This window comes from Candidatus Methylacidiphilales bacterium, assembly GCA_033875315.1.
GTDB lineage: Bacteria > Verrucomicrobiota > Verrucomicrobiia > Methylacidiphilales > CAZTYG01 > JANRJG01.
In genome coordinates this window covers 139,265-162,985 of record JANRJG010000003.1, presented here as the reverse complement: position 1 = coordinate 162,985, position 23,721 = coordinate 139,265, and the positions used below count along the sequence as shown (strand labels likewise).

Here is a 23,721-nt window from a genome sequence, read left to right as displayed (position 1 = left end):
GATCGGATCGGATGGAAAGATCAGGGCAAGACTCAGGGTTTGACCGTGGGGACCACGGGCATGGGAGTTGGAACGGTTGGAGCGGGTACCGGGGTTTCGACCACCGGGGTGGGCACTTTGAAGGCGATGGTGCTGGCAGAGGCGCCTCCCTTTTGGTCAATGGCATAGACCATGAGCAGGTATTCACCGTTCACAGAGGGAGCCGGGATGACGGCATGACCGGGCGATGCTTGCGGAAACGGACCGGCCACACGGGTGGTTCTGCGCTCGGTGGAATCGAGAATCCAAGTGACAAACGTGATGGTGTCTCCGTCGGGATCTTGGGCGGAAAAAGTGACATTCATCGGCTCCCCGGGGTTGGCGAACCGGTAATTGGTGCCGCCCTCGAACTCAAGCTTGGAAAGCACCGGCGCGCGGTTGCCCTTGGGCGGTCGGCCGGTGAAGTGCTCGGTCATGACATCGGCCTGCGGGGTCATCATCAAGTGATCGAATGATTCCTTGTCTCCCTGTCCATTGGGATCTGGATCGAGCAGGAGACTGAAATAAGTGGGCCGGTAGGGCAGGGCATGACCCCAAACAAAAATGGTCGAACCCAGGCAGAGCGGGGACGCATCGATCGAAGCGTAACAGGCTTTCAAATCGCTGACCTTCTTAGTCACCGGCTCGTCGTTCTCAACGCCCCAGGGCGTCTTGCCGAAATTCCATGGCCCGTTGGTGTTGAACTCGGACATGTAGAAGGGTTTTCCCCAGAGTTCCTCCGTCTTCTTGATCGAGCCATAAACCGCCCCGCGGCTGTAGCTCTGGATGCCCAGGACATCGATGTCCGGGGCGAACTTCTTGACCGCTTCGATCCCTTCCGGCTTGGCGTTGACCATGGTCAGGCTGGTGAGGTGGTGTGGGAATCGTTTGTGGATTTCCAACGACATCCGGTTGGCCACGCGCAGATAGGGCTCGTCGAGGTGGACTTCGTTGCCCAGCCCCCACATGAGGAGGGCCGGATGGTCGCCGATTGCCTCCACTTTTTTGACCAGATTGGACACCATCTGGTCCCCCTTGGCGTGGTAGTCAAAACTCCACACCCCGCCTTTCTTGTCTTTGTTTTCGCCTTGGTGGGGCATCCATTCGCTCACCACCATTTTCATCCCCAAGCGATGGGCGTGATCGAGTTTTTTCCGTACATCCTCGGGATCTTTGATGGAGTAACCCCTCACCGTGTTCACGCCAAGCCCGGCCAGGCGGTCGAGGTCGGCATCCCCGCACACGCCTTTGATTTGAAAGGTCTCAAACCGTTGAAAACGCCTGCGGTCGGTCTCGGACAGGCCTTCGGATATTTTGAAAGATTGGGCAAAGAGGAGGCCGTTCAGGAAGAAGAGGCCTATCAGGGTTGAACAAGGTGGTATTTTCATGGTATTGAGTTGGTATGATTGGGGGTTGGTGGCCTGCTCATCTCAAAGGGTCCGGCCGGAAGGCGTTGTTTGTTGCTGAGGTTGGCGCCGCGGGGATTGTGCGCCCATGCATAGCGGACGGTGACTGGTGAAGGCACATCGGGGCTGCTGACCTCGACGGTGTTCTGGCCTTTGATTTCAGCCTTGGCCTCATGGAAGACCCCGTCCGAGCCAGCCACAGTGAATCCCGTCAGTTCCCCGCCATTAAAAACCCAGAGACCGCCGCCCACAGACTCAAAACGAATGATCACTGACTTTTCAAATGTGGCCTCGACCGGCTCCGGCCCCCCCCGGAGCTTGATCTTCCGGTAAACATCCGCCAACGCCCAGCGGGCCAGCCTTTGCCCAACAGTCTGTTTGTCAAACGGGTGGATGTTGTTGGCCTCACCTACATCAATGGCTACAGCCAATCCCGCGTGCGGATCAGCAAGAACGAATTGACGCTGACTTTCGCGCAAACGAGGCCAGTCTCCATCACTGTTTTCACCCGGCTGTTTCCATGCGGCCAACTGCACCACCCCAAAGGCAAGTTCTGGATTGTTCCACCAAACCCGCCAATCGTTGACCATCAGGGCAAGACGCTCGTGGTATTTTTCCGGGACCCAATTGGTGTCGTTTTCACCCTGATACCAAATGACCCCGCGCATGGCAAAAGGAGCGACGGTCGAGAGCATTCCGTTGGCGAGGTTTCCTGCTCGATTCGATCCATTGGGATCGTAAGGAGGCGGCTTGGGAGCTCCCGGTGTGCTCCAGTGGTTCACTGGGGCATCCTCGGGCAGACCCTTGGACTTGTTCCATTCGGCACATTTCACCAGATAGGCCGCATAGCGCTCAGGAAATGCTTTCATGCCCTTTTCCCATTCGGCCAAATTCTCCAGAAAGAGCGGATGCTTATCGAGCACCGAGGGCCGGGTCCATGCTATCGCAGGAGTGGCCCCCCAGGAAGCCCCAATCAGGCCGACGGGCACACCCAGAGTCGGCTGCACAACCGAGGCAAAGTGTATGCCGGCGGCACTAAAGCTCGATACGGTCTTATATTCGGTGGGGGTCCACGTCGTGTTCGCGGAAAAACGGGGTGTCGTTGAGGCAACCCGATCGACTTGATACAAACGTATCAACGGATTTTGTGCTACGATCGGAGTGATATCGGCGTTGAGGGCTTCTCCGACCGTATGTTGCATATTTGATTGTCCAGAGCACAGCCAGACCTCCCCAACCAAAATATCCTTGAGGATGACCTCCTTGTCGCCGCATCGAACTTGCAGGGTTGCTGGTATCGCACTGGCTGTCTCGGGTGCCAGTGTGACCAGCCATTTCCCCTGACCATCCGCTACTGTCTCCAGTGATTGTTTTCCAAAGACGACAGAAATCCTGGCTCCGGCCTCGGCCCGACCCCAGACCGGCAAGGGCTGCCCCTGCTGCAAAACCATATGATCCGAAAATATCGTCGGCACCTCCAGCGCCCGCAATGGGAGAGCCCAGGTGGTCAAGGCAATGAAAAAAATCCTCGGCAACAAAAAAGAAGAACGAACAGCTTCGGGAGCATGTTGTTTTCCGAATCGGCGTTTGAAAAAAGTCATAGAATTACTCCCTTGCAGGAATGGGGGTGGCATTTGTTTGTTTGAGCTCAAAGGGACCGGCGGGCAAGCGTTGCTTGTTGCTGAGGTTGGCTCCGCGTGGATTGGCGGCCCAGGCATAACGGACGGTTTGTGGAACGGGAACAGAAGGGCTTCTAACCTCCACGGTATCCTTCCCCTTGATTTCTGCTCTGGCCACATGAAAAACACCATCCGCGCCAGCAAGTGTGAAGCCTTGCAGATCCCCTCCATTCAAAATCCAAAGCCCCCCCCCCACTGATTCAAAGCGGATACGCACGAAGTCATCAAAAGTGACGTCAACCGGCTCCGGTCCCCCCCGGAGCTTGATCTTCTGGTAAACATCCGCCAACGCCCAGCGGGCCAGCCTTTGCCCAACCGTCTGTTTGTCAAATGGGTGAATATCATTGGCTTCCCCAATATCTATGGCCACTGCCAGCCCGGCATGGGAATCCTTGCGGACAAAGCGGCGCTGGCTCTCGCGGAGCCTGGACCAGGGGTCGTCCGTGGGTGTCTCCGACGGTGCTTTGAATCCGGCCAATTGCACGACTCCGAACGCGAGTTGGGGATTATTCCACCAGACACGCCAGTCGTTCACCATCACGGCAAGGCGTTCATCATACCGATCCGGTTCCCAACCTGCGTCAGCTTCTCCCTGGTACCAGATGGCGCCGCGGATGGCAAAAGGAGCCACTGAAGCCAACATGCCGTTGGCCAAAACACCGGGCCGTTTGGAGCTTTCGGGATCATGTGCAGGGGGCCAGGGCGCATCGGGATAGCGATCGTTGGTTACTCTTGCATCCGGCGGGAGCCCCTTGGCCTTTTTCCAATCGGCCATTTTGGCCTCAAACTGTGTTTTGCGCTCTGGATAGGTTTTTATTCCAGCCTCCCACTCGGCAGCTTGTTCCGCCAACAGTGGGTGCTTGTCGAAGGCGGATGGCCGGGTCCATGAAATAGCCGGTGTTCCTCCCCACGACGCGGCGATCAAACCGACCGGAACTCCAACGGCGGGCTGAAGCGTCGACCCGAAGTGGTATGCCACTGCACTGAAGGAGGGAATGGTATCCGATTGGGCTGCGGTCCATGTGGCGTTGGCGGAGAAACGGGGTGCGACGGAAACGTGCCGTTCAACATGATAGAAGCGCAGCTGTGGATTCCCTCCGCTCAACGGAATGATATCCCCATTCAGCGCGCCATTTACTGACCATTCCATGTTGGACTGGCCAGAGCAGAGCCAGACTTCGCCAACGAGGACATCATCGAAAGAGAGTTCCTTGTCCCCACTGCGGACCGTCAGGGTGGCGGGTGTGGCGCTGGCCGTCTCGGGGGCCAGAGTGGCCATCCAATTCCCCCCGGCCTCGGCCACGGCATTCACGGATTGCTGCCCGAATTTGACCGTGACGGTGGCCCCGGCCTCGGCCCGCCCCCAAACCGGCAGTGGCTGACCCTGCTGCAAAACCATGCGGTCGGAAAAAACCTTTGGCAGTTCCAATGCCTGCAAGGGGAAAGTCAGGACGGCCAGAGACCAAACGAGCCAAACCTTTTTTGGGTGAAGTCGGATCAAACTTGCCGAAGACATGTGTGGGTGGATAGGCTTATTCATGATCAGGGGGATGTAACTGGTGAAACTTGACCGGCGGCCGCCGGTTTTTCCCGGACCTCTCCGATCCGGCTCTCCAGGCCGTTCAGACGGTAGGTGTAGAGTTCACGCGAAACTTTTTGCACCGCCCGGACCAACTTTTCCAAAGGTCGGTCCACCAAGCTGACCATGCCCATGCCAAAATTCTCTCCGTCGCCCCTTCCAGTCACGGGCTGGCTCGTCCAGGCAAACCAATGGGTGCCCACAAAGTTCGGATGGCGCAGGGCATCTGAGACGTATGCCTGATACAGATCGGCCTGGTTCCTCGCATCGGCCGCCCAAGTCAGCCCCACCCCCCACACTCCGTGATCCGGTGTGCCGAAGTGAAATTCACTGATGATCCACGGCCGGTCCTGGCTGGTTTCCATATTGAATTCATGGAAGCTGTGTTGGTAGATGTTCACGCTGATCACATCGCAGTGCCGCGAGGCCGCCGCTGTTACGTGGGGGTTGAAGATATGGAAACGGCTGCCCAAGAATAAATGGTTGGGGAGGTGTTTCCGCATCGCCGCCCTGCTGACCGCAAAGTAGCGGTCGGCAAATAAGTCCATAAAATCATCGAGGTCCTTGGAGCAGGTTTTCTTGCCCATAGGACCGGGCGCGGGTTGGAGTTCCTTAAAGCTCTTGAACTGGGTATCCCAGGCCTGGTTCAGTCCGGCGATGCCGCCATGGCGTTCCTGCAAAAACTTCACCAGCGCAACCCGTGCCGGGGCCGACTCGTAGCTGCCGATGATGTCGTTGACGAGCTCATGGCCGTATTTCCAATCGAGTTCATTCTCGATATACACTCCCAGAAGCCAGGGGCTTTTTGCATGCTTGGCCGCCAGCCCCTGTAGGCTCTTGTCCAAAGAGTTTTGGAACCCGTCCGAGAAGGGGTCGGCAATCTTCCGGGTATTGCCCAACTGCTGCAGATACGCATGGACGATGAGGGTGTACGGAATCCGCTGGCTATCCGAGAGTTCAGACATCGACCAAGCCCCCACCGTGTTCAAGCCCCAGTCGAACATGCGTGCCAGTGAAAGTTCCGCCAGCCGCTCCTTCCAGTGTTCTTCGCCAAACTTCAGCTTAAGATTCTTCGCATAAAAATTCATCGAGGGCTGGCTGCGGTCTCCCTCCGAAAAAAGGCTCTCCCTGCCCGCCACTTTGGTGGCATCCGAGCCACCGACACAGTTGACGCCGTGCGACCAAAAGAGATTCCCCTCCGGATCCACGAACCACCACTTGCCGTTGAGCTTCTCCACGCGGAAAAAACCCGTAGCCTTCAACTTGGGTCCGTCGGCCATTCCGCCGAACCGGCTCCGTCCCCCGTCCACCCGGGTCACTTTCGAGATCAGTTCCAAATCCTTTTTCCCATCCTTATGGAATTCGGCGCGATCCTTTAGTTTATCAGGCCAATCACCCTCACGGAGCTGGCCGAACGGGTCGACCAAAGGCAGTTCCAGAGTCTGGAGCAATGCGGAATCCGTACTGTAGAATCCATGTCCACCCGGGTGGCCGATCTGCAGCGTGCGGCCGACGCTGGCCAGGCTCCACTTGAGTCGCAGGGTCACCCGGACAATGGCAGAAGTATCCATGTGGCGCCAATGACCCTGGTGCCCCCAGGGAAAGGCGTACAGGTTCCCCAACTGCTTCACAAAGGGATGTTCCCCCGGCAGAGCTGCCCGTGTCATCAGGGTGGTGAGGTTGCCCGTCTCGCCCGGATGAACCAAAAAGCGTCCACTGGTGCTTTCCAGCCAGGCGGCATCCGGATTGCTCGTGGCGTTGACCAGCACGTCCACTTCCGCGTCGGCGTCATTTTTCACCTGCACCGCCACATCGCGGAAGGCAGACAGATTCAGTGCGCCCGGTCCCTTCTGGTAAAAAAAAGCCACCTGGGCTAGGCCCGAGGGCTTGTCAAGGCGGAGGGACGTCCATCCTGCGGAATCCCCCGTCCGGGTGGCGTCGCCGGACACTCGGACATCGGTCTTAACCCCTGGCTCCACGGCAAGAACAGTCCCCACACCCGGCAGCGCGAAAAGGAGAGCGGCCAGCCAGGGGCGGCTTCTCCTGCCAAGAAGCGACCCTTGTCGCACGGGGTCAATCCTCATAACCATGGGGATGAGTGCGGTGCCAGTCCCAGGCGCTCCGGACAATCGTGTTCAAATCGGCATAGCGCGGTGTCCAGCCCAGCTCGCGCCGGATTTTGTCGCTGCCGGCAACCAAAGTCGCCACATCTCCCGGGCGACGCTGGCCCATTTGCACGGGAATCGGGTGTCCAGTGATGGCTCGCGCGGCATCAATGACGGCCTTGACCGAGAATCCCAAACCATTGCCCAGGTTGTAAATCCGGCTGCCCGAATCCAGTGCCTCCAGCGCAAGGATATGGGCCTGTGCGAGGTCCGCCACATGGACGTAATCGCGCACACAGGTTCCATCGGGCGTGGCGTAATCGTTGCCGAAGACCGTGACATGTGTGCGCTGTCCGAGCGCGACCTGGAGGATGATGGGTATCAAGTGCGTTTCGGGGTCGTGATCCTCGCCGCGTTCGGGTGTGCCACCGGCGGCATTGAAATAGCGCAGGCACGCGTAATGGAGGTCGTGGGTCTTCTCCAGCCAGTAGAGCATGCGCTCGATGATGAATTTGGATTCCCCGTAGGGGCTTCCCGGAATGATCTGGGCCGATTCATCGATCGGGATTTTGGCCGGGTTGTCGAACAGATTGGCCGTGGAGGAGAAGATGAAACGCTTCACCCCCCGGTCAGCCGTCACTTGCAGGAGGTTGAGCGCGTTGGTGATGTTCTCGCCGAGATACAGGAATGGCTTGTGCATGGATTCGCCCACCAGACTGCGGGCGGCAAAGTGCATCACCGCCTCCGGGCGGTGTTCCGCGAAGACCTGTTCCACGGCGCCGATGTTGGCCAGATCGCCATGCACGAACGCCGCCTTCGGATGGACCGACGACCGGTGGCCCTGGCTCAAGTTGTCGAACACCACGACATCGTGACCGGCTTGGATGAGTTCCGCCGTGGCCGTGCTGCCGACATATCCCGCCCCGCCTGTGACCAATACTTTCATGAGATTCCTCTGGATAGATTATTTGTGCCGGTAATGGATGGGAGGAAGGTCGCGTAAACGCTGGGCCGCCTGTTCAGCGGTCAGGTCACGCTGGGCTTCAGCGAGCATTTCGTATCCGACCATGAATTTCTTGACCGTGGCCGAGCGCAGCAGGGGTGGATAGAAGTGCGCGTGCAACTGCCAGTGTCCCTTATCCCCTGCTTCATTGGGTGCGCCGTGCCAGCCCATCGAGTAGGGAAATGACGTCTCGAACAGGTTGTCATAACGGATGAGCAGTGCCTGGAGCACCTCGGCCAGGCTGGCGCGTTCCGCATCCGTCAGGTCCGGCAGGCGGAGAACGTGGCGCTTCGGCAGCAGGAGGATTTCATAAGGCCAGAGCGCCCAATAGGGAACCACCGCGACCCAGTGATCGTTGCTCACGACCACACGGGACGTATCTGCCAGCTCGCGTTTGACGTAATCCAGTAATAAAACCGAGCCGCGTTCGTCCCGGTATTTCTTCTGTTCACGGTCCTCAATGGCGATTTCGTTGGGCAGGAAGTTGCCTGCCCATATTTGCCCGTGCGGATGGGGGTTGGAGCATCCCATCACCGCACCTTTGTTCTCGAACACTTGGACCCAGCGGTAACGTCCGCCCAATTCGGCGGTCTGTTCCGCCCATACATCAACAACCTTGCGGATGTCCGGCGCGCTCATTTCGGCCACCGTGAGGTCGTGTCGCGGGGAAAAGCAGATGACACGGCACTCACCCCTGACCGGATCGGCACGCAGGAGGTCATCCGTTGCACTTCCGGCCCCGAGTGTATCGGGCAACAAGGCCGAAAAGTCATTCACGAAGACGAAGGTGGAATCGTAGCTGGGATTCACCAGTTCACCCGAGCGCTTGTTTCCGGGACACAGATAGCATTTCGGGTCGTGCTGCGGACGTTCGTCCGGCGCAACTTTTTCCACCTGGCCCAGCCAGGGGCGTTTGGTGCGGTGGGGGGAAACCAGAATCCATTCTCCGCGCAAGGGATTGAAACGCCGGTGCGGATGTTCGTTCCACTGAAAAGTTGTCATGGGCATCGTGCCTTAAGTTGTCGGTTGAATCGCGTTCCCGGAGAAATCAAACCATTGGGAAGCGTTGGCCGCGAGTTGAACGGTGTGCTTCCGGCCTTCCCCGTCGGTGATCTCCGTGGTTTGTGGATCGTTGGCATTGTTGATGACGATGTATTTCCGGGTCTGTGGGTAGGCGGCGATTTCGGTGTGCGGGTTGGTGGAGAACCAGCGCCGGGTCATCTGGTCCTCCCGGCCTGAGGCGAACCAGATCGCACGCTGCAGAAGGCGGCTTTGTTCCGCACCGAGCTTGAATCCGGCCAGGTACACTCCGCGACCCTTCCCGTAATTGTTAGCTGCAATGGTGATGCTGCCCTCGTGATCTTTGGCCACAATGGATGCCGTCTCCACGCTGGGATAAATCCGCTGCACATGCTTGCCCAGGTCCGGTGCGGCGCTGTTGGAATCGGCCAAGATGAAATGCCCTTTCCTCTCCTCCGTGGAGATCACTTTTTTTGTGTCGTTGGAGAGGCCGTATTCTTTCTGCACGCCGAGGACATCCCACAACTGGTAAAAAGCACCGCCGTTATCCGCCGCCGTAGGATCAAGGACTCCCAAGAAGCCGCCGCCTTGGTCGACAAACGCGCGTATTTCCGCGACCACGCGCGGGTCCTTCCAATTCTCGCCCCCGCTCCATGAGGTGCCCGCGTGGCCGAGGTTGATGATCACGCCAACATCCGCGGGAATGCCATTGCGTATGTCGTCAAAGTTGATCCACACTAGGTCAAAAGGCTGTCCCGAGAGCGACTCCGTGATCGCGCCCTCCGGCCAGGATTGGTCGTAACCCCAGGAACGATCCCGTCCCCAGGCATTTAGGATCGCCACCTTGAACGGGGCGTTCTCCACCGGGGTGAAATCGGAGTGCTCGCAGATCCCGTAAAACTCCTTGGTCTGGTATTCGATGTAGTCGATGAAGTCCGGGAATTTGACCGCCAAGTCCAGATAACCGCCATAGCCGATGCGATGGACCAGTTTGCGCAGCATGGCCCGGCGGATCCACATCCAGTATTTCTTGCAATCCGCCACCGGGTTGCCGCCTTCTTGGAAAGTTGGGCGGTTGAGCAGGTCGACCGCAAAGAAATAGGGATAGAGGCGCAACTCCTTGACCAACTCGCCCGGCACATCGGCGATGCGGCGGACTTCGCGGCCGTTGATGCAGGGGCCGATGATGCCATCAAAGCCGATCTGCTGGAATTTCGGCTTGTAGGGTTCCGTGCCGATCCAGTGGTCACAGTAGAACAACACCGCCTTTTTACCGGCCTTGTGGACCTGTTGGACGCACTGCCTCGACCAATCGACCATGAACTCGTGGATGAACTCGATCCAATCGAGATAAGCTCTGCTCGGCACGCGGTCGGTGGAGCAAAAGTACCCGTTGTCGACAATGTCGTTCGGACGCAGACGGTAGCCCTTCTTCGCCTCGAATTCATCCAGCGCTTGGGCGCTCATGCAATCAAGGTAGCCATACCAATCCTGATAGAGCGTCTCATGCGAGGGATTGGTGATGATGGGGAACTGGTAGGCCATCGAGGTGAACCGCACGTAGTCCGTGCCGGGGTGGGTTTCGAGCCATTTATCAAGAAATCGGGCGAGGTGCTCGCGCGTCGCCTTCTTGCGGGGGTCCACCCCGGATTGGTGCGGTTTGTCACCCCAGTTGTTGGTGAGGTGGTTGTACATCGAGGTCGTTTCCCAGATCTGGAAGACGAGGAAGTTGACGCTGTAAACATTCCACTTGGCGCAGTGGCGAACGGTGACGATGCCATTGGCATATTCCCAATTGGAGACCGGAATGACTTGGCCGGTGGTCCGGTTGATCACCTCCCAATACTTTTTGCAGTCATTGATTTCATCGATCCGGTATTGTTGCGGGGAATACCGGGCGAGGATGTCGATCTGGATGGTGGTGTCGCGAGCCACCTGCGGCGTGGAAAAAAGATATTTCTGTTGGTGGTCCTCTGGGTGTGCGTTGTTCCAAGTCTGGTCGGCCCGGATCAGGCACAGAGTTGAATAGATTTCATACCCGAGGTTGGTGATCGAGTCCGAAAGGACGGTTCCATCCGAATCGCGGATGGCATCGGCTCCCCATCGCCTGGCCAGGTCCAACACCACTTCGTCCATGCCGGCCTGCGCAGGCAGAGTGAAGCCGCCTTTGCGTTCGTTTTTTTTGTCGGCCATAATGGGTCTTTGACTGGCTATGAGGTTGTTATTCAAAAACGGAAAGATCCCACGCGTCGCGCCATTGGATCGAGAAGCCGCGGTCTTCTTTCCACGAAACCGGAAGCCACACATAGCGACCGTCGATGGCGTTGGCAGGGGTCCAGATGTCAAACAGGGCGATGAACGCATCGGTGCGGCCGTGCACCTTCTGCACGTAGGTGCTCTGCGCTCCGAAGGTTTTCTCTGGGCCGAAACCATTCTGCGGGTTCACCCCCAGGCAAGGATTGTCCATCTCGTGCCAGGGTCCCATGATGTTCTGAGCGATGGCGCAACGCGCGGCGTTGGGATCCCAACCGGTGCAACCGCTGGCGATCAGGTAGTAAAATCCGTCGCGTTTGAAGACCGCCGCGGCTTCCATATAGCGTCCCTCGAAGAGGCGGACGAAGTTGCCGGCCGGGGCCTGGTAAGTCGCATCCAGTTCCGATAGATGAAGGGTGCTGTTTTCCTCGGACGAGTAAATGTGATAAGCCTTGCCGTCGTCGTCCACAAAAAGGGTCATGTCGCGCGCCATCTGGCCCTGTGCCAGGTCGCGGGCGAAGATGTTGCTTTGGACGACGTTCAGGCGTGGCAGTGGATGGTCACCGGTGAAAATGCCGCCGACCAAACTCGGCGAGTGGAGACTGGGTCCATCATTCCGCGGATACACTCCTGCATTGGGACGAAAGGCGCGCAGGTAGGTGAACGGTCCGGTGGGCCGGTCGGCCACCGCAACCCCGCTGCTGGCGGTGTCATAGCCGCAACCTTTCTTCTCCAGATGAAACCACATGACGAACTTCCCGGTGGCGGCGTTGAAGATCACCTTGGGGCGCTCAAGAATACAACCGACTTCGATGTCATGGCCCGGCTCGGTGCTGACCGGGAGGACGATGCCTTCGTCATTCCAGTTGTAGAGGTCGGCCGAGGAGTAGGCGTGCACGCCCACCATGGCCCGGTTGCCCGCATCCCCCTCGATCTTATGTTCACCGAACCAGTAGTAGAGGCCTTGGTGGAAAAGCAACCCGCCCCCGTGGGCATTGATGGGAACACCGTGGGTGTCGCACCATATTTTTCCGGGTTCAAACTGAGTGCGTGAATGGTTCATGTTCTTTTCTGATTTCGTTTTCTTGAATGATAGTGGGGAACTTCCGTGGAATGAAACCTCAGCTTCCCGTCCGCAAGCGCTCAAGTTCCCTGCGGTTTTTCTCCGCGGTTTCCTTGGTCAGTGGATAGTATTTGAGGAGAACGAAGCACAAAACGGCCGGGCAGGCCGCACCCAGGCACATGGCCAGACGCATGTTGAAATAGGTCTGCGGGCTCTGCGATTCCGCCCCTGGGTCGAAGCCGATGGCATTGAGAAACACACCGATCATGACAAAGCTGATGGCAAAAGAAGCCTTCATGGACCAGCCGTAAATGGCGCCAAACAGGCCTTCCCGCCGGCGGCCATTCTTGATCTCGTCATCGTCGCAAACATCGGCAATCAGCGATTGGCCGAGCACACCCACGCCGATCCAGAACAACCCGCCGGTCAGGGGGTCCAGCCAAATCAGCGATTGGAAAATAGCCATGAGCGAGCCTCCGATGGCCTTTAAACTCGACCAACCCAGCACGGTATCGAAGCGTCCGGGATGGTAAACGAACCAGCGGATGACCGCGTTGAGGATCATCATGCCATAGATGAACATGAAGCCGCTGATCTTGGTCATCTTCCCGGTCAGCCAGACGATCATAGGAATTCCGAGCACGCCGACCAATGCATAGCCCACGGTCACAATCAGCTTCCACTGGGTTCCCACCGTCACGTCGCCGTTCGACAGATAATAGATCAGAAGATACCAGTCCATGTTGCTGGCAAACATGCCGGCAATGATGGTGAAGACGGCAATGGTGCAAAGAATGGTGAAAGCGCGGTTATGAAGACACAGGCGGACGGAGGGCCAGAAGGGGTCCCTCTTTCCGTGGTGTTCCTTGATGTTGATTTCATAATTGCGTTCCCTTCCGAAGAACGCGGGAAGCATGCCGAAGAGCGTCATGCCGATGCCGCCATAGATGGCCGCGGAAATGCGGATGCCTTCCATTTTTTCAGCCTTGGTCAGGTCGGTGGAATCGGCATAGCCGTATTTCCAGGCAATAAACATCGCGGAAAGGGGAATAAGGCCCATGTAGGTCATTTCTCCCAGGCGGTTCCAAAACGTGACATAACCCTGGACGTTTGTGCGTTCTTCGTAGTCCGGTGTCATCTCATAGGTCAGGGCGATGAAAGGCACGGAAAAGATGGTGTAAGTCACGTAGAACAGGAGGCTGGTGACGAGGAACCAGACGAGTTTTCCAGTGTCACTCCACTCCAGTGGAATCATCCAGATGGAGGCAAAGGTCAGTCCCATCAGGATCGCCCCTGCAAAAATAAACGGCCGGCGACGGCCATACCTCGATCGAAAATTATCGGTAATGTTCCCCATGATCGGGTCAATGACGGCTTCCAAAAACATGGGGACGGCGAGCACGATGCCCACCCAGAATGCGTTGATGCCCAAGATGATGTTCAAGACCGCTTGGCCGGTTGTCCGCACGCTCTGGTTTCCCAGCGATACGGTGAATCCGCCGGTTCCCACCGAGAATTTTTCGCGGAAGCTCAGCTTGCCGCTTTTGGAGAGCGTTTGATATTGGGGGGTGGTTTCTTTTTGCATGGGATTCTATTTCCTATCCTATTTGCCAGGATACAGGCTTCGTCCGCATGAGGCCATGGCCCGGACCAGATCCACGTTAGCGCCGTCGATCACATCGTACAGGCCTACATTGAAATTCTCGCCGTCGTAGCGGCCGGCGGCGCTCTGATCGCGCCACTGGAACCAGTGGGCCCCGACAAGTTTCGGATCCTGCACCGCTTCGGCCATGTAGACCATCAGCAACCGTCCCTGCTGCACCGCATCCTGCGCGCTGCGCAATCCGCCGCCCAGATTGTTCCCCGAAACGTTGACGAAATGGAACTCGGAAATCAACACGGGTTTGTCGGTTGCGCCATATTGCTTGAGTTCCGGCCGGTAGGAATAGATGTTGGCACTGATGACATCGGCGTGCCGGGCCAGTGCGGCGATGACCTCGGGCGATCCGGCGTTCATCCGGCAACCAAGATACAGCACGTTGGGTGAATAAGTGGAAAGTTCCTCCCGGACCAACCGGAACAAGGTATCGGAGAAAAGGGCGGCCAACGCCGAGCAATCGCCGGTATCCGCCCCGGAAAAAAGAAGGGGATCGGTGGTGTCCAGCAGATCATCCCACTTGGACAGCTTCATCTTCCAGCCCTTGTTCAGGGCCTCGATCGCGCCGTATTTCTTCCGCAGCCAATTGATGAAAACCTTTCTTGCTTCCGTACCGGTGTTGGTGTGGCCAAAGATCGCACCGATCAGGAGCCTCGCGTCGTTCTTCCAGTGCAGTTCGTTGTCGACAAAGGCCCCCAGGCACCAGGGGTCGTCGGCAAATTTGACAGGATAGGCAGCCAGGGCCTTGCGCAAACCGAGGCGCGTCTTCGGATCGAAGGGATCAGGCAACTTGGGCGCTGCTTCGGGATAGACGTAGTGAACCATGGCCACGTAGGGCACCTTCCGGCGTGCGGTCATTGCGGTGTCCGACCAGGCCCCGATGGTGTTGAGGTGGGTGTACTGCAGGCGACGAATATCCTGCTCGATTTGTTTTTCGGCCCAGTTGTTGCCATATTTACGGAAGAGGTTGGCCCGGGTGAAGTCGAAGTGCGGGACATCGGGTTTCGCGAGAAAGTTTTCCTCGACCTCTAGTTTCACGTGGAAGCGTCCGAACCGCGGATCGCTGGCCGGAGGAAGATCTTGGAATACCGCCGGGTCGCGTTCAGTGGGTGTCTGCCCGGCGAAATCTGCTCCGACGCAGTTGACACCGAAGGACCAGAACAACTTTCCCTCCGGATCCACAAACCACCATTTGCCGTCCATTTTTTCCGTCCGGAAAAAACCGGTTGCTTTGAGCTGGGGACCGGAGGCCCATCCTCCGTATTTGTTGAAGCCGTGGGCCGGACCCAGTTCGCGCACCAAGGCTTCTTCTTCCTTCGCTCTGGCACTGATGTCGGCGTCAGAAGCCGCTTTGCCCGGCCATGTGCCATGAACGTATTGGCCGTAGCGGTCCACGACCGGAAGGAGTTCGTTCAATCGCTCATCCGTTTTCTGGAGCGGAAAAAGGGAGCCAAGCTCAAACGCGTGCTCTCCGGGGCTGGGGCAGGTGATGAGCAGATCCTTCACGCTTGTCGGATCGAACGTGTGCCAGTGCCGGAAGAAGCCGTTCGGCCGCCCGGACATCCTCAGGTAGGCCGGATGCTTGCTTCGGTAGTCGGCCAGTCGCTGCAAGGCCACGCCCAAAGGCAGGGACTCGCCGGCTTTGACCACGGTGCGGCCGAGCGCGGAGTGGGAGAAGGTGGTCGCGCCGTCGTTGCGCACCATGACGTCCAGGATCAGGTCCGTCCTCCCGGTGTTCTTCACCATCAGTCCCAAAACCCGGACCGACTGCATATTCCAAACACCGGTGTCCGCGGGCGTCAGCACCATCTGGAACGGCCCCTTGCCGGTGACCGCCTGAACCCCCTTGCCCGGAGTGACCGCCAGGCTTTCGTTCTTTTCGATGCGATAGGGCAGGTTGCCGGTCGTGGCGGCCCCGTCCTCGTTCCGCCAGAGCGCTTCGAGGGACTCCAACAGACTGGAAGACTTGTCGGCACCGATCGCATACATCCGCTCCGCCATGGCGCGCGAGGCCCGGGTGATTTCGGGATAGGGCGTGTCCGTCACATCGACAAAACCGATCTGGTAATTTTCGCCGGGCCGGCCGGCTGCCGATTGGTCGGGAAAGGCGAACCAATGGGTGCCCACCATGTTGGGGTGCTTGATTCCCGCCAGCACATAGGCCACGTAGGAACGGCTGCGCTGGATTTGGTCGCCTACCGGCCACAATCCCACGCCGGGCACGCCGCGGTCCGGGGCGCCAAAGTGGAATTCGGTGTCGAGGCAGGGCACATCGACCCCGGGGGGGACCTTGGAACCGGAGAGCGCCGCGTAGTTGTTGAGACTGAGAATGTCCACATACTTGGCCGATTCTTGGTAGACCTCTGGATCGCCCTTGTGCTGGCGCGAACCGAGGTAAAGGTGGTTTGGCAGCGCTTCCCGCATGGCTTCGCGGCACAGCCGGTAATAGGTTCCGGAAATCAGGCGTTTCATCTCCGAGAGATCCGCTTTCAATGACTCGGTCATTGGATCAGGCAAGGGGCCGATCTGCTCCCAGGCCATATAAGTGGTTCCCCAGGCAAGGTTGAGTTTTTCAATCGTCCCGTGCTTTTTCTTCAGCCAATCGATGCAAGCGTTGCGGGCGGGTTGCTTCTCGCCGCGGAGGAAGGCATTCTGCACAAAGGGTTCGGTCCAGTAGATCTCGTTGTCGATAAAGACGCCCAGACACCAAGGATTTCCCGGGTCCGGCATCAGCCGCCGCAATCCTTCCACGACGCGGGCCTTGAAGTCCTTGGCAAAGGGGTCCGAGATCTTGTTGCCAAGGGGCGCCCCCTCCTGACCCACATGCAAAATCGGTGTGAACGCGGTGCGTTTTTCCGCCATCAATCCGCTATCCGACCACGCGCCGATCGTGTTCATGCCCCACTGGCGCAGCCGCCGGTGGACCCGGTCGCGGGCGGGTTCCGGCCATGCGGGACCGAAAGTACGGGCGAGATTCGCCTCCATGAAATGCATCCGGTCCTTCCGCATGACCCCGGCCATGAGGGCATCCACCGCATCGGGCAGCCAGGCGAACAAGGACTCGCGTCCCGCAATCGGGGTGGTTTGATCAAAGCCGACACTGTTCGCCCCGTGCGAGAAGAAAAGCCGGCCCTCCGGATCGATGATCCACCATTTCCCGTCGACTTTTTCCACCCGGAAGAAACCGGAGGCGCGCCGTTTCGGGCCCTCGGCCCAGCCCCCGTATTTGTTGAACGAAAGTGGACCGTGGTCATTTTGGGCGGCGACCCGCTCGGCCTCCTCCCGCTGCTTCAATTCTGTCTCGTGGTGCAATTTGCCGGGCCACTCCTGCTTCCTAACTTGACCGAAAGCATCAAGATAGGGAAGTTCCAGCAATGCCGCGTTGGCCTTCGCCCCATAGGGATGGGCCAGACTGATGACGACGTCCTCCAGGACCAGGGTCGGAGAGGTGGATTGGATGCCCAGGCGGCAGGCGATGATTTTGGAGGGGTCGAAGGCTTTCCAGTGTTCCCGATGGCCGTTGGGTTTGCCGCTTTGCTGGTCGTAGATGGATGGCGCGTCGTTGAGAGCTTTCGCCCGCGGGAAGGGAAAGCCGAGGGTCGCCCGCTCCCCGGGCATGACGAAGGCCTGCGAAGGTGTGCTGTTGGCCCAATCAATGGCGTCTGCATTGTCGAGGCGGCCATTGATCCAAACCAAACCCGGGCCTTTGTTGACGAAATCAATGCGAACATAGCTGAACTTGGAAACATCCCAGAATCCCGAGGCTGGCAACAACTGGACTGTTGCCCGCTTGTCGGCCAGTTCGCCGGACAAACGGAAACCTTTCTTTCCCGAGTGCGCCCAGTGCAACAGTTCCGGGCCCTTGAGGGTGACATCGGAAAGTGTGCGGGCCGGAGCCAAGAGATCCCGGACGCTCAGGGTCGGGTTCCGGCTGCTTGCCCGGGCCGCTCCCGGGAGGACCTCTAGGGCCGGGAGATTCCTTCCCATGGGCGCACCGCAAGTGGCGGTGATCAGCAAGAGGGCGCACAAGCCGGATCGCCGGCGGGGTAGAGGAATGGTCATCAGGCAGGGGGGCGGATTAAACAGTTGACAAACCAACCAGCGTATCAGACAATTGTCAAACAGAATGAGTTTGTTGGTTTTGCTATCATTAACCCAAACGCTTCGTGCTTTCGAACAATTTTCCTTACGCATTTCCCATGTTGGGGCACACAACGAACATATCCGCCGGAGCCCTTTCACGAGCGCCGATTTTGATGACATGGGTTGTCCTTCTTGGGGTCTTTTTCCCGTCTCCGGCCTATCCTGTTCCTGACGCCAAAGTGGGCGCATCCTCCTCCACGCGTCCCAATTTCATCATCATCTACGCCGATGATCTCGGCTATGGTGATTTGGGTTGTTACGGGGCCAAGGGCATTCCCACGCCACGGCTCGACCGCATGGCCTCGGAGGGCCTCCGCTTCACCAATTTTTACGCCACTGCCGCGACCTGCACGCCTTCGCGCTACAGCCTCCTCACGGGCAGCTATCCCTGGCGCAATCCCCGCGCGAAGATCTTGGCCGGCGATGCGCCCATGATCATCGGCCGGGATGAACTGACCCTTCCTGCCGTGCTGAAGCGAGCCGGCTACGCTTCCTCGGTCATCGGCAAATGGCACATCGGTCTTGGCGACGGAAAGAGCCCCATGGATTGGAACAAAGAAATCCGCCCCTCACCGGTCGATGTGGGCTTCGATGAGTCCTTCATCATGGCCGCCACCAACGACCGTGTGCCCTGCGTCTTCGTCAAAGACCACCGCGTGGTCAACCTCGATCCCAAGGACCCGCTCGAAGTCGTTTACGCCAAGAAAAATCCATTCCCCGAAGTCCCCACCGCGCAGACCCATCCCCAGTTGCTCGCCATGTCCCACAGCGACGAGCAACATCACGACACTATTGTCAACGGTATTCCCCGCATCGGGTTCAGTCGCGGCGGCAAGTCGGCCACCTGGGACGACACCACCATGGCGGGGGTTTTTCTCGGGCAAACGAAAAACTTCATCACGCGCAAGAAAGACACGCCATTCTTTCTCTACATGGCCCTGCACCAGCCGCATGTGCCCAGAATCCCCTCAAAACGTTTCGCCGGAGCTTCCGACAAAGGCCCCCGTGGCGATGTCATCATGGAGCTCGATTGGATGGTGGGCGAGGTATTGGACCACCTCAAGAAAGAGGGCCTGGACCAGAAGACGATTGTGGTTTTCTCGAGCGACAACGGGCCCATCCTGGATGATGGTTACCGGGACCAGGCGGAGGAACGAACCGGCAACCACCGTCCGGCCGGCCCGCTGCGAGGTGGCAAATACAGTCTCTTCGATGGCGGGGCCCGCGTGCCGGCCCTGGTCTGGGCCCCCGGACGTGTCCAGCCCGGTGATTCAGACGCCCTGCTCAGCCAGGTGGATTTCCTCGCCAGCTTCGCCCATCTGGCCGGCCAGGACCTGGCTTCCTCCGAGTCCGCCGACAGCCTGCAAATGGCCGAGGCCATCCTGGGGCGGGCCGGCAAAGGTCGTGACAACCTGGTGACCGAGGGCTTCGGCGCGAAAACCCTGCTCCGTCAAGGGTCATGGGTCTTCATCCCCGCCTATCCAGGGCCACAACTCTTTGGAGATAAAAATATGGAGTCCGGCCATTCCGCGGTCCCCCAGCTCTTCGACCTCTCCACCGATGCCGGCCAGCGGAAGAACCTGTCCTCCGCCCATCCCGAGCGTGTGGCCGCCATGGCCGCGTTGCTCGCCTCCATCCAGCAGCACCGGACAGCCAAAAACTGAACGCCTTTCCAGCAAGTGTCGTCTAACCCATAAACCCAAAGCCATCGATCCAATCACCAGCCCAACCACGTTATGAAACCAACCATCCTCCTGTCCCTCCTTGTCATGGCCTTCTCGACGGTCGCCGTCCAGGCCCAGAACTTTGTCACCAACGGGGACTTCGAAACCGGCACCGGCGACGCGTTTTGGCAAACACCCCCCTGGTGGAACGCCGGGAAAGCCTTCAACCAAGGGACGAGCGCCCGTACCCGGGAGGGCGCTGTCATCGGAGGTTCTTATTCCGCAACGGTCAACGACCGTTGGAGCAAAACTGGGGATGTCTACTCGGCTTCGGTTCTCTATTCCCAGAAGACCACCCGCACCATCGCCGCGGGAGATGTCTTCACCCTCTCCTACGACTGGTATCCGGTCGATGACTTCTGGCAAAAAAACCGCGATACAATCCGATTCTTCCTCTTTGCCACGGCCAACGACAAGCTGAATGGTCCCGTGGTCTGGTCCTCCGAGCTCGTCTCCGACTTCTTCCAGGGAAGCATCAATACCTACAAATCGGTGGCCCAAACCACCCCGGTGGTCAATGCGGAAGCCGTCGGGAAGACGCTTTTCATCCAATTCCACGGCATGGACACAGTGGATGGAGCGACCGGCAGCATCCACTTCGCGCGGGTGGACAACATTGTGGTCAAGGTTCTGGACACCAAGTAGCCCAGAGCGCATTGCGTTTAATTGGCGGTGGTTCCAACTCGTTTCTCTTACTCGCCCTCGTGCGCGTTTTCTCCCATTCAGGGAGCACGAGAATGAGAAAGAGTGCGAGAACGATTGGCAGATTAAATGCTAAATGTTCTATCCGGCTCTGCCTGAGAAATGCGTTTCATCCGCCTGAGGCGGAAAGGACAAGGAGAACGCGAAGCAGATACTTTTGGCGTTGAGGGCATTATGAAGCAATTCAACCCCGATCAGGATCGGGTCGAATAGAGACTCACGGATCGGTGAACAACTGCGTGCCAGCGTCTCAGGCCCGGGCCGGGATCAGTCCGGGGTGCCGGTGGATGCGTTGGTAGAAATAGCCTGCGGAAGGGGTGTGGTTGCGCGGCAATTGGTTCTTGAAAACGACATCGGTGATTTCCTCGGCGATATCGGGGTCGAGCTTGCCCAGACGTCCCCGCACGCGCACGCGGAAGAGGACGGTGAGCGATCCTTTTTTATAACGGTCAAAAAAATCCACTGGTATAAAGTGGGTGATGCGCAATCCGGTTTCCTCATGGATTTCCCGCGCGAGCGCCGCGGCGAGGGATTCGTTGCGGCGCACCTTGCCTCCCGGCAGGGCCCAAAGTTTGCGGCCTTGGGCCTGCTTGACGAACAACACGCCGCCGTAAATGTCCTCGATCCAGGCCATGACTGAAAGGTCCTTGCCGGAAAGCGAGGGACGTTTGCGGCGGACAGGAGTCGGCATTCCGCCAAATTATCGTGCCAATCCGGGGGCGGCAATCCGGATTTGCGTGGCTTAGTGTCTCGGGAAAGGAAAAGTCATTTCCCGCTGTCCTGCGGCCGGAACAAGCAGTCTAAAATTCCGCGCAGGTGTAGATGATGCGGTGGAGGCAACGGTCACTGCGGCAGACGACCTTGCATTTTTCTTGGAGGAGGGGCCCACCGCAGACCGGGCAGGATTCTCTGCCACCGCTGCCGCCCGTCCCCCCGGGGAGAGATTCCCCCCGGGGAGGTTCGGATGCGGGCTGCGGCTCCTGCGGCATCACTTCTGACGGATGACGAGGTAGCGGAAGGCTCCGCGGTCCCAGACCAGCAGACGGACGATCTTGCCCTGAACGGATTTCATCGCGCCGACCGCTTCCTTCGAGTTGGTGACGGAGGTGTTGCCGATTTCCTGGATGATCTGGCCCGGGCGCATACCGGCTTCAGCGGCGGGGCTCTCCGGTTCGACCTTGCTCACGAGCACGCCCTGGACATCGTCAGGCACATTGCCGCGCTTGCGGGACTCCGGATCGAGGTCGCGGATTTCCACGCCTTTGAGCAGGGTGTTGGGTGTGAGGTCGGGTTCGGATGACTCGGAATCCCCGCCCAATTTGGCTTCTTTGTCGGGGAATTCGTCCAAGGTGGCCTCGATGGTCTGGGGTTTGCCTTTGCGGATGACCTTCAGTTTGACCTTGGCGCCGGGAGGTTCGCTGGCGATGGAAAGGCGGAGGGTGGGCACATCGGTGACGGGCTTGCCGTTGATCTCCACGATGGTGTCTCCGCGTTGGAGTCCGGCCTTGGCCGCAGGACCGTCTTTTTCCACATGGGTGACGAGGGCTCCCTTGGTGTCCTTGAGTTCAAAGGCTTCCTGGTGGTCGGGGCTGATGGTGTCGATCTGGACGCCGAGGTAGCCGCGGGTGACCTTGCCGTCTTTGATCAATTGTTCCATGACCCGGCGGGCCAGGTTGATCGGGATGGCGAAGCCGATGCCAAGATTGCCCCCGCTGGGGGAAATGATGGCGGTGTTGATCCCGATGACGCGGCCTTCGGTGTCGATGAGGGCCCCGCCGGAGTTGCCCTGGTTGATCGAGGCGTCGGTCTGGATGAAGTCCTCGTAGCCGCCCTGGGAGATGCCGATGTTCCGGCTTTTGGCGCTGACGATTCCCATGGTGACTGTCTGGCCGACACCGAAGGGATTTCCGATGGCCAGGACCACATCGCCGACCAGCAGTTGTTCGCTGTCGCCGAGGGTGGCATTGGGCAGGCCGGTGGCCTCGATCTTGAGCACGGCCAGGTCGGTGCGCTTGTCGGTGCCGACCACCTTGGCCTTCAACTCCCGTTTGGTGTCATCCTGCATGTCGACGATGATTTCGTCGGCACCATCAATGACGTGGTTGTTGGTGAGGATGTAGCCGTCGGCGCTGACAATGACCCCGGAACCGAGGCCACCCTGGCGCTGCTTGAATCCGCCGCCGTCCCCCTCCTCGCCCTCGGGGATGCCGAAGAAACGGCGGAACATGGGGTCGTTGAAGGGTCCGAGGTTGCCGCGCACCGTGGTGGTCTTGGACGTTTTGACGCTGACAATGCTGGGGGAGGTTTTTTGGATGACAGGGGCGAAACTGGTGGTGAGACGGGTGTCGCGGACGAGCGGGGCCTGGTCGACTTTGATTTCAGCCGTGGGTTTCTGTTCGTTTTTCCCGAAGGGCCACCAATCCGCGGCATGTGATCGTTCGGAGAGGGTGAAGCCGATGAGGAGGCAGAAGAGGCAGGTGAGAAGGGTGTAAAAGGAGGTGTGTTTTTTCATGTTGATGACAAGTTCCCGTGGAAGCGGTTATGTTAACGGAGAGCCTTCCAATGACAACCCCGTCTTTCGCCACCCCCGGTCATCCCGTTCCGCATCCATGCGGCGGGGTGATGGTTCTGACGGCACCGTGGGCATACGAAAGCAACTCCAGCCCGAATATGACGACGGGGATGGTGGTTGTATTCGATGTCCTGCGTGCGACTTCGACCCAGGCGGCCATCCTTTCCCTCTCCGGAAACCGGGTGCTGCCTTGCCGGTCGATGGATGAGGCGCGGGCCTGGAAAGCCGAGCATCCGGAGTGGGTGCTGGCCGGGGAACGGGACGGGGTGCCTCCGGAAGGGTTCGATCGCGGCAACTCCCCCCTCGAGTGGGCGGACGGCCGGCAAGGGGTCACGGTCATCCACACCACCACCAACGGCACGCGGGCCATGAAGGCGGGCGAGGGTATGGGGGCAGCCGGGGTGCTGGCAGCTGGCTTGGTCAACGCCCGGGCCGTGGCCTCGTATCTGGCCCGGGATTTCGCCGCGGGTGGGGGCGGACGGCCCCTGATCCTGATTCTGGCCGGCACCGGGGATGACTTTGCCCTGGAGGATGCGGTGGGGGCGGCCCGTGTGTTGGAACTGCTGGATGCCGACCACCCCTGGCGCGCCCTCGCTCCCCGCGATCCGGACCATGCCCTCCACCTCTTGCGGCAATCGCGCAACGGGCGTCGGTTGCAATCCTTGGGATTGGATGCCGATGTCGCCTGGTGCGCCCGGATGGACACCGTGTCCGTGGTCCCGGTTCTGAAGGACGGGATGCTGGTGCCTTTGGCGGGCTAATAACCGGTCCGGGAATTCGTAATCGGTTTGGCAAGG

Annotated in this window: 15 protein-coding genes; 3 read left to right on the top strand and 12 right to left on the bottom strand. The window is 59.0% G+C overall.

The window, feature by feature from the left end; translation table 11 throughout:
* Positions 1 to 32: 32 nt before the first annotated feature.
* The 10 genes from SFU85_00720 to SFU85_00675 form a co-directional block, all read right to left on the bottom strand.
* Positions 33 to 1,406, bottom strand: coding sequence for a hypothetical protein (locus SFU85_00720; protein ID MDX6765293.1), 1,374 nt, complete (start codon positions 1,404 to 1,406; stop codon positions 33 to 35).
* Entirely contained in the window at positions 1,403 to 3,025 is a 1,623-nt protein-coding gene (locus SFU85_00715; GenBank protein ID MDX6765292.1) for a sialate O-acetylesterase, read from the bottom strand. Before SFU85_00715 ends, SFU85_00720 begins: the two co-directional genes overlap by 4 nt.
* A gap of 4 nt (positions 3,026 to 3,029) precedes the next feature.
* Complete coding sequence (locus SFU85_00710; GenBank protein MDX6765291.1) at positions 3,030 to 4,541, bottom strand: sialate O-acetylesterase; 1,512 nt, start codon at positions 4,539 to 4,541, stop codon at positions 3,030 to 3,032.
* A 104-nt stretch (positions 4,542 to 4,645) separates the two neighbouring features.
* Positions 4,646 to 6,661 carry a beta-galactosidase gene (locus tag SFU85_00705; GenBank protein MDX6765290.1) on the bottom strand — a complete coding sequence of 672 codons (2,016 nt, stop codon included), beginning with the start codon at positions 6,659 to 6,661 and terminating at the stop codon, positions 4,646 to 4,648.
* Between the two features lie 94 nt (positions 6,662 to 6,755).
* Positions 6,756 to 7,733, bottom strand: coding sequence for a UDP-glucose 4-epimerase GalE (gene galE, locus SFU85_00700; protein MDX6765289.1), 978 nt, complete (start codon positions 7,731 to 7,733; stop codon positions 6,756 to 6,758).
* 18 nt (positions 7,734 to 7,751) lie between these two features.
* The gene (locus SFU85_00695; GenBank protein ID MDX6765288.1) at positions 7,752 to 8,792 is read right to left on the bottom strand and encodes a UDP-glucose--hexose-1-phosphate uridylyltransferase; all 1,041 of its coding nucleotides are present in this window, start codon (positions 8,790 to 8,792) and stop codon (positions 7,752 to 7,754) included.
* Positions 8,793 to 8,804: 12 nt separating this feature from the next.
* On the bottom strand, positions 8,805 to 11,003 hold the full coding sequence (gnpA, locus tag SFU85_00690; GenBank protein MDX6765287.1) for a 1,3-beta-galactosyl-N-acetylhexosamine phosphorylase: 2,199 nt from the start codon (positions 11,001 to 11,003) through the stop codon (positions 8,805 to 8,807).
* Positions 11,004 to 11,031: 28 nt separating this feature from the next.
* Complete coding sequence (locus tag SFU85_00685) at positions 11,032 to 12,126, bottom strand: glycoside hydrolase family 43 protein (GenBank protein MDX6765286.1); 1,095 nt, start codon at positions 12,124 to 12,126, stop codon at positions 11,032 to 11,034.
* 58 nt (positions 12,127 to 12,184) lie between these two features.
* Positions 12,185 to 13,711 (bottom strand): MFS transporter, encoded by a 1,527-nt coding sequence (locus tag SFU85_00680; protein ID MDX6765285.1) that lies wholly within the window; start codon positions 13,709 to 13,711, stop codon positions 12,185 to 12,187.
* Positions 13,712 to 13,729: 18 nt separating this feature from the next.
* Entirely contained in the window at positions 13,730 to 17,845 is a 4,116-nt protein-coding gene (locus SFU85_00675; GenBank protein MDX6765284.1) for a beta-galactosidase, read from the bottom strand.
* Positions 17,846 to 18,039: 194 nt separating this feature from the next.
* Here SFU85_00675 and SFU85_00670 point away from each other — a divergent pair, with 194 nt between their 5' ends.
* On the top strand, positions 18,040 to 19,590 hold the full coding sequence (locus SFU85_00670) for a sulfatase-like hydrolase/transferase (GenBank protein MDX6765283.1): 1,551 nt from the start codon (positions 18,040 to 18,042) through the stop codon (positions 19,588 to 19,590).
* Between the two features lie 72 nt (positions 19,591 to 19,662).
* Positions 19,663 to 20,295, top strand: coding sequence for a hypothetical protein (locus SFU85_00665; GenBank protein MDX6765282.1), 633 nt, complete (start codon positions 19,663 to 19,665; stop codon positions 20,293 to 20,295).
* Between the two features lie 307 nt (positions 20,296 to 20,602).
* Here SFU85_00665 and SFU85_00660 read toward each other — a convergent pair whose 3' ends face one another.
* Positions 20,603 to 21,043: an NUDIX hydrolase gene (locus SFU85_00660; protein MDX6765281.1), complete on the bottom strand. Its 441-nt coding sequence runs from the start codon at positions 21,041 to 21,043 to the stop codon at positions 20,603 to 20,605.
* A gap of 297 nt (positions 21,044 to 21,340) precedes the next feature.
* Positions 21,341 to 22,864 carry a DegQ family serine endoprotease gene (locus SFU85_00655; GenBank protein ID MDX6765280.1) on the bottom strand — a complete coding sequence of 508 codons (1,524 nt, stop codon included), beginning with the start codon at positions 22,862 to 22,864 and terminating at the stop codon, positions 21,341 to 21,343.
* A 170-nt stretch (positions 22,865 to 23,034) separates the two neighbouring features.
* Here SFU85_00655 and SFU85_00650 point away from each other — a divergent pair, with 170 nt between their 5' ends.
* Positions 23,035 to 23,685: a 2-phosphosulfolactate phosphatase gene (locus SFU85_00650; GenBank protein ID MDX6765279.1), complete on the top strand. Its 651-nt coding sequence runs from the start codon at positions 23,035 to 23,037 to the stop codon at positions 23,683 to 23,685.
* Positions 23,686 to 23,721: the final 36 nt, after the last annotated feature.

Excerpts from the sequence above, each read along its gene's own strand:
- SFU85_00720 (MDX6765293.1), bottom strand. The coding sequence starts at position 1,406 with ATGAAAATACCACCTTGTTCAACCCTGATAGGCCTCTTCTTCCTGAAC.
- SFU85_00715 (MDX6765292.1), bottom strand. The coding sequence starts at position 3,025 with ATGACTTTTTTCAAACGCCGATTCGGAAAACAACATGCTCCCGAAGCT.
- galE (MDX6765289.1), bottom strand. The coding sequence starts at position 7,733 with ATGAAAGTATTGGTCACAGGCGGGGCGGGATATGTCGGCAGCACGGCC.
- SFU85_00695 (MDX6765288.1), bottom strand. The coding sequence starts at position 8,792 with ATGACAACTTTTCAGTGGAACGAACATCCGCACCGGCGTTTCAATCCC.
- gnpA (MDX6765287.1), bottom strand. The coding sequence starts at position 11,003 with ATGGCCGACAAAAAAAACGAACGCAAAGGCGGCTTCACTCTGCCTGCG.
- SFU85_00685 (MDX6765286.1), bottom strand. The coding sequence starts at position 12,126 with ATGAACCATTCACGCACTCAGTTTGAACCCGGAAAAATATGGTGCGAC.
- SFU85_00680 (MDX6765285.1), bottom strand. The coding sequence starts at position 13,711 with ATGCAAAAAGAAACCACCCCCCAATATCAAACGCTCTCCAAAAGCGGC.
- SFU85_00675 (MDX6765284.1), bottom strand. The coding sequence starts at position 17,845 with ATGACCATTCCTCTACCCCGCCGGCGATCCGGCTTGTGCGCCCTCTTG.
- SFU85_00670 (MDX6765283.1), top strand. The coding sequence starts at position 18,040 with ATGACATGGGTTGTCCTTCTTGGGGTCTTTTTCCCGTCTCCGGCCTAT.
- SFU85_00665 (MDX6765282.1), top strand. The coding sequence starts at position 19,663 with ATGAAACCAACCATCCTCCTGTCCCTCCTTGTCATGGCCTTCTCGACG.
- SFU85_00660 (MDX6765281.1), bottom strand. The coding sequence starts at position 21,043 with ATGCCGACTCCTGTCCGCCGCAAACGTCCCTCGCTTTCCGGCAAGGAC.
- SFU85_00655 (MDX6765280.1), bottom strand. The coding sequence starts at position 22,864 with ATGAAAAAACACACCTCCTTTTACACCCTTCTCACCTGCCTCTTCTGC.
- SFU85_00650 (MDX6765279.1), top strand. The coding sequence starts at position 23,035 with ATGGTGGTTGTATTCGATGTCCTGCGTGCGACTTCGACCCAGGCGGCC.